The following is a 16,179-nucleotide window of genomic DNA, read 5'->3' on the forward strand; positions in this document are numbered from 1 at the left end:
CGACCACGCCTGCCGAATCGTTGGCTACCTGCATGGAAGCGGGCCGCGCCGGTCGGCCCCGGTTTACTGGCAACCTCCGCCCGGTATCCGTCGGGGCCGACCGGCAACACTGACGGGAAGGCCGCGTCTACTATGCCGCGCCAGAAGTTCGACTCATAAGTGGGTGTAGCATGCGGAGGTGCCGGAGGACCGGGCGTCCGACCCCGCCATTGACGCTGACAGACGAAGAGCGTGCGACGTTGACGCGATACCGCGTGGACCCTTGACTTGACCATTGGTCAAGAGGCGCTACTCATAGCCAACTTGACTAATCTCGGCCCCCAAAACGCCAAAGACGGCTGGTCCAAGTACCGAATCAGCCGTCTGAGCTGCGTCGGGACGGCCCGATTCGAACCGACGACCCCTTGCCCCCCCCCGTTACCTTTTTGATTGTCCCCAGTCGGGGACCCTCGGTCGCCCGGCCCGGTATGACTTACTTCCCCTGTCGTGTGGATGATCCGGGGGGTGTTGTCGCCGGGTCGGGTGGCGTCGGCGGACCGCTGATAGGGACACGGCCACCCGTGTTGGGGTAGGTCTCTTCGTAACGTGGCTGCCGGCAGTCCGACGCCTGACCAGCGGCCGGGGCCACGAGAGGATGCGTGGAGGCGGGTGTGGTGCACGACGGTTACGGCGTCTACCTCGGGTTGGACGTCGGCAAGGGTGATCACCACGCGGTCGGGTTGGCCCCGAACGGCAAGCGGCTGCACGACGCGCCGTTGCCGAATACCGAGGCCCGGCTGCGGCAGCTGTTCGACAAACTCGCCCGTCACGGCACGGTGTTGGTGGTGGTCGACCAGCCGGCCTCGATCGGCGCCTTGCCGGTCGCGGTGGCTCGGGCGTGTGGGCATCAGGTGGCCTATCTACCGGGGCTGGCGATGCGTCGGATCGCTGACCTGCACCCGGGTTCGGCGAAGACTGACGCTCGTGACGCCTATGTCATCGCTGACGCGGCCCGCACCCTGCCGCACACGCTGCGGCGGGTCGACATCGGCGACGAGACCTTGGCCGAGTTGGAAGTCCTGGTTGGCTTCGACGACGACCTTGCTGGCGAAGCCACTCGAGTGTCGAACCGTATCCGGGGCCTGCTGACGCAGATCCACCCCGCCCTGGAACGGGTCCTCGGCCCGAAAGTGCATCACAAGGCGACCCTGGAGCTGCTGTCGCGCTGCGGCGGTCCGGTCGGGTTACGCAAGGCCGGCCGCCGCAAACTGATGTCCATCGCCGCGCCTCACGCACCACGCATGGGTGAGCGCCTCGTCGAGCAGGTCATGATCGCCCTCGACGAGCAGACCGTCACCGTCCCCGGCACCCAGGCTGCGGAGACGATCCTGCCTCGCCTCGCCGACAGCCTCCGCGACGTCCTGCGACAACGCGACCAGGTCGCCACTCAGGTCGAGAGGATGCTTGATGCGCACCCTCTTGCCGGGGTCCTGACCTCGATGCCCGGCATCGGCGTCAGGACCGCAGCCCGGATCCTGCTCGAAGTCGGCGACGGCACCGCCTTCGCCACGCCCGGGCACCTCGCCGCCTACGCCGGCCTCGCCCCGGTGACCCGACGATCCGGCAGCAGCATCCGCGGCGAACACCCACCGCGAGGCGGCAACAAAAACCTCAAACGCGCGTTCTTCCTCGCCGCGTTCGCAGCCCTCGCCGACCCCACCAGCAGGGCCTACTACGACCGCAAACGCGCCGAAGGCAAACGCCACAACGCCGCCCTCATCTGCCTCGCCCGCCGCCGCTGCGACGTCCTGTTCGCCATGCTCCGCGACAAAATCCCCTACCAACCCCGCCCCACCACCCCGATCGCCGCTTGACGAAACACATAGGGACACCCCCCCGAACGCTTCGCCGCACGTCACACACGTTATCCCCAAGATCAGGCTGTGCAGCCAGCCGCATGCCGCCCGCTATCGCGCACGTCGTGCGGTCCCCATCTGGTCCCCAGACGAACGGCGGAGTTCAAGCCAATCCGCTCGACGAGCACCTGATCAGTCACCCCAGGTCACTTGCGCGGACAGTTGCGCTTGTCGTGCCCGTGGTAGGAACACACGCTGCACCGCCCAGCGTTGGGAGAGACTCCGCACGACCGCTTGTCGTGCCCTTCTTCACCACACCAAGAGCAAGTTCGGGTCCGGCTCGCGCTCATTTTTGTCCTTTGTGTTGTCCGTACCTCGCCACGCCTTGGGGAGGGCAAACTCAACTGCGCCTAATCCAGCGCGTTCGCGGAATCGACCCTATCGCTTTCCTGGTTCGTGGCCAGCAGGTCCGGCGACCCTCTACGCGGCCAGCACCCTGACGAACAGCCCGCCCTCGGGCGAGCGGACAAGAGCAGGACCTTGACTCCACGCCTATTTCCACGCCGCCCGACTCGCACCCTTCGTCCGTGTAACACCAATCAACCCTTATGTGTTGCTGAGATCACCTCAGTAGACAGATCCAAACATCCTGCTTGGGAACAACTCAGGCTTCTCGTCACTGAACACGCTAAGCCAAGTGGCGTTGCAGCGATGACAATGGCCTTCAGCCTAGGAGGAAGCGCCAGGAACCGGCAAGTGTCGCGGACCGCGTCCAGGCGGCGGAGTGAGTGTTGATCGATAGTTACCTCCGTCAGCCACTGGGGCCGTCAAGCCGATGCCAGCGGCGGCCATCCGGTCGTACTCGGCAAGGACCATATCCCTAGTCCGGTACATGCCATGCCTAGCTTCATCCTTACGCCTGAGGACAGTGAACGTGTTCATAATGTAGTTCACGTCATCCCGTGCAATGCCGTAGAGATGAAAGAATAGACCGTCCAGTTCAGCACGGATGACGGCACGCCGCTCTTCGTTCCAGCGAAACGGCGCACCATCATCACCTATATCACGAGCAAAAAAAGCCATATCGTGAGCAGTGTAAACCAACTCCAGGATACGTGGCTCAAGAAAAGAAGAATGAATAGACAGCAATTCCGGCGGAAGTGCGGGTAGCTGCTTGATGACAAAGTATTTAAATGCCGTCCCGCCGAGCTTTTGTCTCGCTACAAAGTCAAAGATCAGACTTGTCCAGTTGGCAAGCAGAAGCTCCATTCGCCCTTCGCCGCAGGCTAGCAGAAACTTGTCGCCAACCGCAGTCAGCGGCATTACAGTAGTAATCATGGTCCGCTCATCCAGGCTACTGGTCACGTCCCGCCAGCCCAGAAGCCACTGACGACCCCATCCCTTTCTATTAAGCTTGGACCGAACCTCGCCTTCACTTACCCAGTACCGGGGCTGGATTGTATAGCTTGGATCATCCAGCCTGCTGGCCGACGGAGTCGGGAGTGCGCGAACTCCCTTACCTTCCGACATGCTGGCGAGTGCGTAGTCGCCAAATCGATGCGTATAATGGTGCAGCATTTTCGCTTCATACAAGGGAAGCTTCCTGCATTCTCCCTTCGCAAAAATATTACCGGTCAAGGCCCAGCCATCAAGTTTGAGGTCCTCCCGCGTTTGAAACAATCCAGAGTCATTCGCCATATGGAACATCGCCATAAATGACAACGCCCAAGGATTACCCTTCGGGTCACCCTCCTTCCAGAGAATCGGAATACGACGATAGATGTCGAGGGTAATCTCCGCATCACGACGGGAGCGAAAAATCGGGCAGGTGCCGGTATTGGGGTTCACCAATTCAATCTCATCGCTATTCATGCCGACGTGCCGTTCGGAAACATCAAGCTCGACTAGCTCCGAAATTCGGTGCACCATGTCAACCGCCGCCTCATTCGGCAACCTTTGAAGCGTTAGCAGGCAAAAACGATTCCCTTGCGCGCCTGCCACATCACCAAAAAATCCTGCATTCCGAAAATCATACAAGGAGACGATGGATCTCTTGCGAGTGAGATTCTGAAAGAATAATTTGGTCGTGTCATCCGTCGCTATGCCGGTCGGAACGATTACCCCCAAGCGTCCACGCTCGCCCATGAGCGCATAGTCGGTTTCCGAGAAAACGGCGTAGGTGTTGATATCTCCTCGCCCGGTGAGCGGATACCGGCCGCCATTGCGCATAAAGTGGCTCTCGCCTTCGGCCCTCCGTTTAGCTGCCCCGAACTCCTCGTACAACGAGCGACGGTCCGCGTTATCCTTAAGCACGGCGATCAGCTTCTTCCGGGCGGCGGCGTTCGGCGCGGTTGCGATTGCCTCGTCCCGCTGGGCGAAGAACTCCTGCTCTTGCAGCTTGATGCGCTCCCACGGCGGGTTACCCAGAACGCTGTCAAAGCCGCCGGCCCAGCCCGTCGCCGGCTCGATGCCCGCGCCATGCGCCGGCACGTCGAAGACATCCGGAAACTCTAGGTGCCAGTGGAAGAACTCGTACTGCTTGCGCAGTCGATTGATTTCCTCGTGGGTCGCCTTCGAGGCGGCTGCGGCGGCGGGGTCGGCCAGCGCACGGAAGACCCCGTGAGTCACGGCCGGCGGAGCGTCCGGCGTCTTCCGCCACATGAACGCGGCGCACCAGGCGTCGGCGACGTGCAGCGCGTTTGCGTACTCAGTGGAGGTCTGCCACGTCTCGTATGCGGACGCCTGCCTGCGGACCTCCCCGAGGTTGCCGGCGGGGGCTGTGGTGATGTGGCGCAGGTCCCGGGCGAAGGCGATGTTGGTGACCCGGGCCTCGGCGTTCAGGTCGAAGAGGCTGGCCTGGTTCGCCCGCTGCTGGGCGTTCTGCTTCTCCAGGCCCTTAGCGTGCTTCTTGTCGTCGCCCTCAATCGGCTTGAACGCCTCGTCGGGGATGCCGCGCTTGAGCAGCGCGGGTGTCGCCCCGATCAGCGCGTTCCCGTGCTTAATGTGCGCGTCGAGGAAACTAAGCGGCTTGCCCGGTTCCAGGGCTTCCAGCCACAGGGACACCTTGGCGAGTTCCACGGCCATCGGGTTGAGGTCGACGCCATAGATGCAGCGGGCGATGACCTCGTGCAGGGCGCTGCGTACCGCGTCGAGGGTCGGCTCGGGGTTGCGTTCGCGCACGGCCGCGACCCGCTTGGCGATCCGGCGGGACGCCGCGACCAGGAAGTGGCCGGAGCCGCAGGCCGGGTCGCAGACGGTGAGCGACAGCAGCTCGGAAACGATCGTGTCGGACGGGTCGGGCTGGCCGGCGGCCGTGGCCGCCACTTCGCCGCGCTTCACCGCGTCGTCGATCACCGGGTCGAGCGCCGAGTCCAACAAACACTCGATGAGCGAGGACGGGGTGTAGTAGGAACCGGTGGTCTTGCGGGTGTTGCCGGCGAGTTCGACCAGCTCGAACGTGCGGTCGACGGCGCTGTGCCTCGGCACCAGCTCCAGCAGCGATTCGTAGATGGAGCCCAGTTCCTCCGCGTCCAGGTTGCGATAGTCGACGGACCGCCAGCGGCGGGAGCCCGTGTCTCGCACCTGGCAGAGGTGACGCACGGCGGTCAGCAGATGTTCGTTCGACAGCGACAGCCCGTGCAGCGGGGCGTCCGGCTCGCGGTCGTCGAAGATGCCGCCGAGGCCGGGCACACCGATCTCGGGCCGGCCGTCCACGTGGCCCAGCGCGTCGAGGACGATCCGCAGCGCCTGATAGAGGTCGGCGTGGGTGGTGCCCCGGCGGCGGCGGGCGTGGGCGCGCAGCCGCGCCGACGAGAAATACTTCGCGTACCGCTCGCGGGTTTCGTCGTTGGTCTCCGGCGGGTGCAGGGCGTCGCGGTCCTCGGCGACGAAGAGGAACAGCAGCCGGTAGACCAGGCGCAGCAGGGCGTTGTGGAACTCCTGGACGTCGAGGCTTTCCCGGAGCCGGTTGTTGTCGGGGTGGCGCAGGAAGCCGGTGCCGAGGGTGGCGATGGCCTCCTGGACGCCCCGGCGGAGCTGGTCCAGCGCGCGCACGCCGGTCTTGATTGCTTCCGCGCGCCACTTCTCCAGCCAGCACGTCGATGGGGCCGCCTCCTCCCCCACCGCGAAGCGGGAGACGTGCAACAGCCGGTACAGCAGGACGAATTCGCTGAACAGCTCGCCGTCGAAGATGGCTTCCAGGTCGAATTCGACGTACGCGGCGGTGGCGAGGGCGTTGGAGTCGCGCAGCAGCCGGAGCTGACGGCCATTGGTGAGCACCCCCCACAGGTGGGCGTCGGTGCGGTTCAGGCATTCCTGCACGAGCGACTGCGGCGGGACGCCGCCGTTGGCCGGACGCTTGTCGAGGGTGGCGTTCCACGGAGCCAGGTGCACCGGGACGTGGTTCCAGCGGTGGCTGATCGGGAAGGTCTTGCCGCCGTCGTCGGCGGTGATGCCGGCCGTCCCGATGGGGCTGAGGGCACCGAAGCCGAACGCGGTGAAGAGCGGTTCGAGCCACTGGGCGGCGGCTAGGCCGGTCGGGTCGGCGGGGGTGTCGGCCTCCGGGGCGGCGGGGAGCGTGCCGCGCAGGTCTTTCCACACCGCCTTGAGCCAGTCCCAGTGCCGTTCGGCGTCGTTCTGCACCGAGCGCGCGCCGACCACCCGGTAGTCGGCGGGCTTGCTGCCGGGAACGTCCCGGCCCTCAGAGATGCGGACCAGCATGTCGGCGGGGAGCAGGCCGCCGATGGTGTGCACGGCGGTGAAGACCTGGTTGCGGGCGGTGGCGGACATCAGGCGTTGCCTCCGGCGGCGGTGGGGGCGGGCAGGTAGACGTACGCGCCGAGGACGTCGGCGCCGTCCTGGGCGGTGACGGTGAGGCCCCGGACGATCTCGCCGGAGGCGCTGCGGACCCGGCGGTGCGAGACGAGCAGCTCGGCGGCCAATTCCTCGCCGTACCCCCGGAGGTGGTCGGCGACGGCGGGCAGTTCGTCGAGGACCCGGGCCATGGTGCGTTCGCCGAAACCGGGGTCGGTGTTGGCGTCGGCGGTGGCGTCGAGCAGCCCGAGCGCGTCGTCGGCGGAGAGCCAGCGGGCGTTGGCGGGTGCGCCGGCGAAGGCGAGCAGCCGGGCGTCCTCGGCGACGAGCTGCCGGGTGCCGGTGCGTGACGGCAGGGTGAGGTGGAAGCGGTAGCGGACCACCAGCAGGGTGGTGCGGGTGGTGACGGCCCGGGTGCGGATGACGCCGCAGCGCCGGGCCGGGCGGGGGCCGCTGGCCTGGTCGTCGAGGGCGGCGTTGAGGACGTACCCGGCGAGCGCCACCACGGCCGGGTCGGTGCGGACCAGGGCGGCCTCGCCGCGCGCCACGGCCGCCGTGCTGCGGAACGGGACCGGGCGGCCCAGCTCGACCACGTCGCCGCCGAGGACGGGGGCGAGGGCGTCGCGTAGGCCGGCGGGGGTGCCGCTCACCTCCGCCGTGAAGTCGCCCGGGCGGCCCGGGTCCTCGCGCAGGACGCCGTCGAGGGCGCGCAGCGACTGGCGTACGAAGCCTCTGATCTCCCCGGCGCGGCCGAGGGTGTCGCGGACGGCGGCGACCTCGCGGGCCACCTCCTCCGGGTGGATGGAGTGCTGGGCGAACCGGGAGCGGGAGGTCTTCTCCCGCTCGGCGGCGGACTGCCAGTCGGCGGCCAGGGCGGCGGCCTTCTTGTCGAGGGCGCGGTATTCGTCGGCGTCGAAGAGGCTGCCCTGCTCGCTGTCGCGCCCGCGCATCAGCACCCACTCGACGATCGCGTCGGTCACCCCGGCGGAGGCCGCGTCGGGCACGGAGACGGAAACCCCGAGGTCCTTGCGGATCTGGCGGTGCTTGCGGATGAGGACGTCGAGGACCCGGCCGTCGATGCCGTTGTCGCCGCCATAGAGGGTGATGACCCGCACGACGTCGCGCTTCTGGCCGTACCGGTCGACCCGGCCCTCCCGCTGGTCGTGCCTTGTGGGGTTCCAGGCCAGGTCGTAGTGGACGACGGCGTCGAAGTGGTGCTGGAGGTTCACGCCCTCGGAGAGGCAGTCGGTGGCGATCAGGACGCGGCGGGCGGCGGGGTCGTCGCCCGCGGCCTCGGCGAGCTTCTCGATGCGTTCGATGCGCTGCTGCGGGGAGAGGGTGCCGGTGACGGCGTGCACCACGGTCTTGCGGCCGAGCTTGCCGTCGAGGTGCTCGGCGACGTACTCGGCGGTGGGGATGTAGCGGCAGAAGACGATCGGGTGGTAGCCGTCCTTGAGCAGGGCCTTGAGATGGGTGACGAGGGCGGCGAGCTTGCGGTCCTCGGTCGGGCCCTCCAGCTTCGCGGCCTGCTCAGCCAGCTCCGCGAGCCGCGCTCCCCCACGGTCGGCGTCCCCGGCCGGGTCGCCGGTCTCCGCGCCCGGCACGACGTCGAGCCCTTCCAGGGCGTCGCTGTCGGACGAGTCACTGGTCAGCGGTGCGCCCAGCCGGTCGGCTTCCTCGGCGCTGCCGGCCGCCACGGTCGCCGACCGGGTGCGCAGGGTCTGCGCGGCGGCGCGCGGCGACGAGACCAGCGAGCGCAGCAGCGCGATCGCCGACCACCAGGCGATCCGGGCCTCCCGCCGGCCCTGCCGGTCCGCGGCGGTCACCCGCTCGCTGGCGTACGCGATGGCGTCGTCGAGCAGCGCCCGGTACGCCGGGGAGAGCTTGTACGTCTCGTCCTTGAAGTGCCGGTCGCTGGGGAAGGACGTCTCCTCGGCGAGGCTGTCGTCGGCCAGCCCGTCGGAACGGGTGAGATATTGGCGCACGTCGGCGCGCTTGCGGTGCACGAAATACGGGGCGAGCGCCCGGCGGCCCGCATCCGAGCTGAGGTCGACGGCGGCGAGTTCCGGCTTGACCAGGCCCAGCAGGTTGCGGAAGGCGCTCTCCTTGCCGCTGTGCGGGGTCGCCGTAACCAGCAGCAGGTGCCGCTCGGCGTCGGCGGCGACGCGCTGGAGCAGCTCGAAGCGGAGCTGATTCTGGGTGGAGATGCTGTCGTCGGCGGCGACGCAGGTGTGCGCCTCATCGACGATGACCAGGTCGGGGCAGTGCCGGACGAAGTCGTCGCGGTGCCGGGTCGACTTGATGAAGTCGGTGGAGACGATCACGTAGGGGTGTCGGTCGAACAGGGACTGCCCCAGGTCCAGGCCGCGTTCCAGCCGGGAGACGGTGGAGGCGAGGACCAGCTCGGCGTCGATGCCGAACTTGGTGCGCAGCTCCCCCTGCCACTGCTCGGCCAGCGCGGGCGCGCATAGCACGGCGAGACCGCGCGCGCCGCCCTGGGCGAGCAGTTCGCTGGCGATGAGACCCGCCTCGACGGTCTTGCCGATGCCCACGTCGTCGGAGATCAGCATCCGGACGGTCTTCTGCCGCAGCGCCATCATCAGCGGCACGAGCTGGTAGGCGCGCGGCTCGACGGCGATGCCGGCCAGCGAGCGGAACGGGCCAGCGCCGGAGCGGAAGCCGATCCGCAGCGCGGAGCGGAGTAGGCCGGCGGCCTGGGCGTCGCCGAGGTCGGCGGGCGACGGGTCGGCGAACCGGGCGCCGGTGACGCTCTCGAAGTCGGGGAAGACGGCCGCGATGTCGTCGTCCGCGCCGCCGAGGGGGCGCAGCACGAGCATGTCGGGTGCGCTCTCCGGCAGTACGACCCAGTCGCGGCCTCGGGCAGAGACCAGCGTGCCGGCGCTGAAGGGGGTGGTCATGAGGGGGTCCTCGCGCGTCGTGATGTGCGGTGGGGTGGGGGTGCTGGCCAGGGGGACGGTCAGCCGGTGACGCTGGTGCCGAAGCAGTACCGGTTCTGGTCGACGATCGCGACCCAGTCGGCGTCGTGCGGGAAACGGATCACCTCCCAGCCGGCGTCGCGCAGCCGCTCCTCGGCCTCGCGGTCGCGGTGGGCGATCGCCTCGTGCTTGTGCACGGGGCCGTCGACGAAGACCGCGACGGTGGCGCCGGGCAGCCGGTAGACATAGTCGGGGCGGGCCAACGCCTCGGTGACGAGGGTCTGCGTCTCGTCGGGCAGCCGCAGGCCGCGCTCCTTGAGCCAGGTGATGAGCTTGGCCTCCAGGGCGGTGTCCGACTGCTCGGTGAGCCGTTTGAGCTGCTCGGTGCGCGACTCGCCCTGACCGGTGGGGGCGGCCTTGGCGGCGGCGAAGCGCAGCAGCAGGTCCCGCACGCTGTGCCGGTCAATGGACCGGTGGCTGAGCTGGTTGCCGTAGGTGAGCAGGCACTCGTAGCAGCCCCGGGCGCAGGGCCGGTCGTGGTGCGCGCCGCCCTGGTCGGTGCCGTCGGGAGCGAAGTGGCAGATGGCCAGCGCCTCGGCGGCGGCCCGTGCCAGGGCGGCAGGGTCGGCCTGCATCAGCCGCAGCACGCCCGCGCCGCCCTCGGCCGCCTCGGTGAAGAGGAGGCGGTTGCGGGGGCCCTCGTTCGGCGGCAGCAGCTCGGTGGTCAGTTCCGAGTCCTCCAGCTCGAAGGCGGCCTCGATGCCGCGCTCCAGCGCGAACATCAGGGACAGCGCGACGTCGACGTCCAGTGGCTCGTCGAGCTTGAGCACGAGGATGTTGCGCCGGTCCTCCACGTACGGGATGACCCGCTTCTTGCGGCGCTTCTCGTTGCCGTCGGCGTCGACGAGCGGCATCTCGCTGGAGTCGCCGGAGGCGTCGCCGGCGTCGCGCTCGTTGAGCCAGCGCCCGTCGGCGGGGTCGAGCCAGAATCCGTCCGGCTCGTTCGGCTTGGCTCGCACCCGCCCGACGTTGGTGATCCGGACGGTCGCCGAGTCGCCGTACGAGAGGGTCGCCAGGCCCCCGGCGGAGTCGGCGACGAGGGCGTCGCGGCGGCCGGGGCGGGCGCCGTGGTCGTGAAAGCGGTACGAGGTGACCAGCCGGTATCCTGCCCGGCGGCGCTCCTCCTCGTCGGAGGAGATCCGCTCCCGGCGCTTGGTGTAGACGGTGTGCAGGTGCAGCAGGCCGGTCGTCTTGTCGTTCAGCGGCTCCTTGCACATCTGGCAGAGGTCGGCCTTCTCCCGGTCGGCGTGGTGGTACCCGCACCTGCCGCACCGGTTGGCCACGCCGGTGACCACCTCGCCCGCCGCTTCCGGAGGGAGTTGGATGCGGGTGACCTGGTAGCGCGCGCCCTCGTGGTAGATGAGGGCGCCGGGGCCGAACTCGCGGATGGCGAGGAAGCGGGGGCGCTGGAGGTAGTCGCCGTCGCCGAACCTGCGCCCGGTGGTGGGTACGTAGGCGGCCAGCGGCAGCCGGGGGAACGAGTAGCCGGGCAGGAAGCCCTCGCTGGCGAGGTACCGGTAGGGGTTGAAGTCCGACAGCACCGACTTGCTGTCGACGCTCTCGTTCTTGAGCAGGTTGAGCTGGGTCTCGGCCTCCTTGCGGCGGCCCACGGCGATTCGCCGGTCGCGCTCGGAGAGCGTGTGGTCGAGGACCCGCCGGTTCTGCTCGGCCTGGTCGACCAGTGCCGCCTTGAACAGGTCCCGCCACCGGTCGAAGGCCGCGTGGAACCGGTCGGGCGTGGTACGGACGGTGTCCTCGATCCACCGGTCGTCCCACCAGCTCGACTGGGCGTACTCGGCCAGCAGACCGGCGAAGACCGTGCGGGCGGATGCCGCCGCCTGCTTCTGGAACCGGGGGTCGTGCAGGGCGGCGCGGATGTGGTCGTGCAGCTCGAGGGCGGGGTTGGGCACGCGGGTGCCCTCGGCGTACGAGATGTCGACGGTCTCCGGGATGGCGCGGCCGAGCTTTAGTCCCGTCTCGGCCAGCCAGATCGCCTGCACGTGGGAGCGGACCAGGTCCTCGTTGGCCAGGTCCAGGCGCGGCGGGGCGACCGCGCCGGCGACCATCCGCTCGGAGCGGCGGAAGTAGTACTGGTCGTGGCTGTTGCCGGTGGCGCAGTAGGTGGTCACCAGCGCGGGCTGCCCACCCCGGCCAGCCCGCCCGCTGCGCTGGGCGTAGTTGGCCGGGGTGGGCGGCACGTTGCGCATCATGACGGCGTTGAGTTCGGAGATGTCGACGCCGAGTTCCATGGTGGGCGAGCAGTAGAGCAACTTCAGTTCCGCCTTGCGGAAGGCATCCTCGCGCCGCTCCCGTTCCCCCGGGTCGACCTGGGCGGTGTGCTCACGGGCGGTCAGCCCGGCGAGGGTCCCGGCGGCCTCCCGGTAGAGCTCGCGGAAGAAGGTGTTGACCCGGGGGCCGTCGTCGCCGGTGTAGGTGCGGGTCAGCGGGTCGTGGGTGCCCGTCTCCCCGGTGCCGGCCCGCCAGACCAGCGAGCCGGCCGACACCCGGTAGCCGGTGCCGCTCGGGCCGGCGGGGCGGCGGTAGCGGCCGGCGCGCTGCGGCGCGGCCTCGATCCTGGTGACCAGGCCGGCGTTCGCCAGCACCTCCAGCAGGTCGGCGATCACCAGCTGCGCGTCGTCGAAGCTCAGGCGCGTGCCGAAGTGCACCCGGCGCAGGTACTTGCCGAACTTGGCCCGGCCGGAGAGGAAGAGCCCGGACCGGTCCATACCCCGCCCCGACGGCCGCGGGTACGCGGTGCCGACCTTGGGGCTGTCGGTGGCCGACAGCACCCACGGGTCGGTCAGGCGCTCCTCGCTGGCCCGCTGGAGCGAGTCGAAGTCGTCGCGGAAGTACTGCACGTCGATGGCGAGGGATCGGCGCATCTCGTTCAGCAGCGCGCGCATGATGTCGACGCGCTGGCTCGACTCGGCGTTACGCAGCACCTGGTGTGCCTTCGACCAGCGTTCCTGGTTGCCGGCGAGCCAGTCGAGGTCCTGGTAGTCGATCTCCAGCAGGCCGGTCTGTTCGAGGTTGGGCATGGTGACCCGCCAGCCCCGTTCGAGGTCCAGGTAGAGGCGGTAGGCGACGACGTCCCGCAGGGTCCTGTTGGCCCTGTCCAACATCATCGGCGGCAGGTCGTCGCCGCGGGCGTAGTCGGCCTGCCGCAGGCCCAGTGCCGCCGTCACCTTCTCGGCGAGCTTCTCGTGGTCGATGCCCTTCTTCCCGGCGGCGACGGCCGCCTGGTAGAGCGCGCCGCGCAGCTGGGTGATCTGCACGAAGTCGTTGAAGTGGCCGGCCTGGAGCGAGGCGTCCTGCCGGTTGTCGACGAACGTCAGCAGCTTGCGGGCCTTCGGGTCCAGCGCCTCGGCGGGCGCGCGGAGCAGCGACCGGACGATGGACGCGGAGACCAGCGAGGTCGCCGAGGACCGCCCCTCCTGGTCGAGGGTGGCGAGCTTGGCGAAGTCCGTGCCCCGGACCTGCTCGTAGCTGACCCCGCAGTGGGCGCAGAACAGGAATGGCGACGGGATGAACGCCGCCCGCAGGCCGCCCCGGCCCTCGTGTCCGTAGGGGTCGACGGTGACGGCTCTCGGCAGCCGCTCCCGGTAGGAGGCGCGGACGACGTCCTGCCCTTGGTCGTCGGGCTCCAGCCAGGACTCCGGGAGCCGATGACCGTCGATGGCCTCCTGGGTGGCCGCGGGCCAGGCCCGCTCGGAGTCGATGTAGAGGTACCCGGGGGTGGTTTGGCCGCCAGTGGCGACGGTGTCCCGGCGGGGCTCGTAGACGACGTCGCCGTCCCGCTCGGTGCGCGACACCGTCAGGTACTCCTGGCCGCACTCGCGGCAGAACGCCAGCGGCAGCAGGATCTTGCCGTCCGAGCCGGGTAGGACGAGCTGGTAGTCCCGGGTGAGGTGGCGGGTGAGCGCGTCCTCCAGGGTGACGTAGACCGTGTCGCCCTTGGAGAGGAACTGGTGCAGCCGGAAGGCGAACAGGGGACGCTCGGTGACCGGGTGCCGCGCCTCGGATCCGGCCTTGAGGGTGCGCCGGATCGACCGGCCGCACTCGGCGACGGTGAGGCCGCTGGCGTCGGCGAGTTCGAGCGCCGCCTCCTCGATCTTGGCGGGCTTCTGCCGGACGAGCCGCCCACCGTTCACCGCGAGGCCGAAGCGGGTCTCGATCCAGCGGGCCAGTGGGTCGTTGACTAGGTCGGCGTACGCGCGGGGTGCGCCGGGTACCCGCAGCCGTTCGGCCGGCACGGCGTCCGGAGCGGGCCCGGTGGCGCGGACCAGGGTCTCGCCGATGACGTTGCCGGGCGTGACCTCGGTGCCGAACAGGGTGCTGGCGACCCGCGCGACGACGGCCCGCTGTTGGTCGGCAGTGCCCTCGCTGGAGATGGTGGCGGAGGTGCCGACGCACTGGAGTGCCTGCGCCTGGCAGGCCTCGCGCACCCGGCGGATCAGCAGGGCCACGTCGGCGCCCTGCCGGCCCCGGTAGGTGTGCAGTTCGTCGAAGACGAGAAACTCCAGCCCTCGGGCCATTTTGATCAGCGACCGCCGGTCGTCCGGGCGGGTGAGCATCAGCTCCAGCATCACGTAGTTGGTGAGCAGGATGTCCGGCTTGCTGTCACGGATCGCCCTGCGTCGCTCGTCGCTCTCCTGGCCGGTGTACCGGGCGTAGGTGACCGGCTCGCGACCGGGCCCGTAGCCGTCCTGGAGGTACTTGTCCAACTCCTTGAGCTGGCTGTTGGCCAGCGCGTTCATCGGATAGACGATGATCGCCCGGACCCGCTTCTCCGCCTTCTTCCCCTCCTGTTCGCGGGCCTTGAGCACCTTGTCGACGATCGGCACGATGTACGACAGCGACTTGCCGGAGCCGGTCCCGGTGGTCAGGACGTACGACGCCCCAGACTGTGCCTTGTCGATCGCCGCCCGCTGGTGCTGGTGCAGCGTCAGCGGGCGGCCGTCGCAGGCCGTACCGCCCTCGGTCTTCCTGGCCTGGAAGATGCGGGCGCACTCCTCGTGCAGCACACCCTGGCTGACGAGTTCGAGGATCGAGCCGCCGGAGGCGAAGAACGGATTGAGCGACACCCACGGGTCGGGCCACTGCGACTTGGCATCCAGGTCGTCCTCGACGAAGGTGGCGATCCGATCGTCCCGGATGATCGTGCCGCCCTGGGTGAATGCCCGGTAGTCCTTGATGAGCTGTCCGTGCACTCCGAAGACGTCCATGCCGGCGCTCGTCGGGTCGGCTGGCTCGGCCTCCTTGTCCCGTGCCTGCGGTGCGGCGGCTTCAGCGGCGACACGCCCCTGCGCCAGGTACCGCACAGGGTCGAAGGCCTCCCAGCCAAGGACCTGGTCGGTGCCGGTGGCGAAGGGCAAGAGCGTCTCCCGGACGGTCGCCGCGTTCGCCGGCCGCTCGGCCGGGTCCTTGGCCAGCAGGCGGTCCAGCAGCCGCACCACGTCGACCGGCACGTCCGAGCGCATCAGCCGGATCGGTGGGACCGGCTCGTAAAGGTGCTTCTGGCCCAGCTCGATCCCGGTTTCGCTGAGGAACGGCGGAACGCCGGTCAGAAGCTCGAAGAGCACGCAGCCCAGCGCGTACAGGTCGGCTGCGGGGGTGACCGCCGCAGCGAGGAACTGCTCCGGCGCCATGTAGCGGGCCGTGCCGACCGTGACCGACGAGCTCGTCAGCTTGCCGTCCTCGCCCTCGTCGAGGATCCGGCCCATGCCGAAGTCCAGGACCTTGATCGCCCCGGTCCGCAGCAGCATCACGTTGGACGGCTTGAGGTCGCGGTGCACGACGTCGGCTCTGTGCGCCGCCGCCAGCCCGTCCGCGATCTGCGCCCCCACGGCGGCGACCCACGAGATGGGCAGCTGCGGGTGCTCGGACACCAGGTCACGCAGGGTCTCCCCGTCGAGGAGCTCCATCGCGATGTACGGCAGTTCCTTGACCGCTCCGGCGATGATCCGCGGCAGATGCGGATGGCTGAGCTTGCGCATGATGCGCACCTCGCGCTCGAAGCGCTGCCGGGCCTTGTTGTTCAGAGAGGTGTCGATGACCGCCCCGGAGCGGCTGCGCAGGATCAGCTTCAGCGCGACGATCCGGTCGCCGGAGCCCTCCGCCGCCGCCATGTCCTCGGCGCGGTGGACCTCGCCCATGTTTCCTTTGCCGATCGCACCTTGCAGACGAAACCGGCCCGCCACCCAGTCATTCGTTCCCGTCACCCTCAAAGCCCCCAGCTCGTAGCCCTGGGCCCGTGTGGCGTTCATCTGCTGCCGATATCAGCGGTCGACAATCAGCGGAGTCCTGTCGACAGGACTCCGCTGGCTAGCCGCCTGTTGAACGTTCCTCACGAAGCCGCCCGTGGAGTATTGCCAGCTTCGTCGATCGCTGAAAGGGGCACGAACGGGTGAGGAACCCCAACCACTCCGCGGCGCTTGACAGGACGGCCTGCCATCTCGGCCACGAATGTTGCGTCAGATTCCGGCGTTATCTGTGCCGAAGGTGCGCATGACGCACACTCCCGCCGTAGCGGGCAT

General features: G+C 68.8%; 4 protein-coding genes. 1 reads left to right on the forward strand and 3 read right to left on the reverse strand.

Annotated elements, in window-relative coordinates; all coding sequences use genetic code 11:
* The first annotated feature begins 653 nt into the window (after positions 1-653).
* Positions 654-1,853: an IS110 family RNA-guided transposase gene (locus GA0070608_RS26055; RefSeq protein WP_141719611.1), complete on the forward strand. Its 1,200-nt coding sequence runs from the start codon at positions 654-656 to the stop codon at positions 1,851-1,853.
* A gap of 711 nt (positions 1,854-2,564) precedes the next feature.
* Here the strand turns inward: GA0070608_RS26055 and GA0070608_RS26060 are convergent.
* The 3 genes from GA0070608_RS26060 to GA0070608_RS26070 are packed head-to-tail and all read right to left on the reverse strand — an operon-like array spanning position 2,565 to position 15,909.
* Positions 2,565-6,623: an Eco57I restriction-modification methylase domain-containing protein gene (locus tag GA0070608_RS26060; RefSeq protein WP_091631090.1), complete on the reverse strand. Its 4,059-nt coding sequence runs from the start codon at positions 6,621-6,623 to the stop codon at positions 2,565-2,567.
* Positions 6,623-9,565, reverse strand: coding sequence for a DEAD/DEAH box helicase (locus tag GA0070608_RS26065; RefSeq protein ID WP_091631091.1), 2,943 nt, complete (start codon positions 9,563-9,565; stop codon positions 6,623-6,625). The genes GA0070608_RS26060 and GA0070608_RS26065 overlap by 1 nt, the downstream gene beginning before the upstream one ends.
* Before the next feature lie 59 nt (positions 9,566-9,624).
* A complete protein-coding gene (locus tag GA0070608_RS26070) occupies positions 9,625-15,909 on the reverse strand; it encodes a protein kinase domain-containing protein (protein ID WP_091631092.1) in 6,285 nt (2,094 codons plus the stop codon).
* Positions 15,910-16,179: the final 270 nt, after the last annotated feature.

Source organism: Micromonospora peucetia (assembly GCF_900091625.1).
GTDB lineage: Bacteria > Actinomycetota > Actinomycetes > Mycobacteriales > Micromonosporaceae > Micromonospora > Micromonospora peucetia.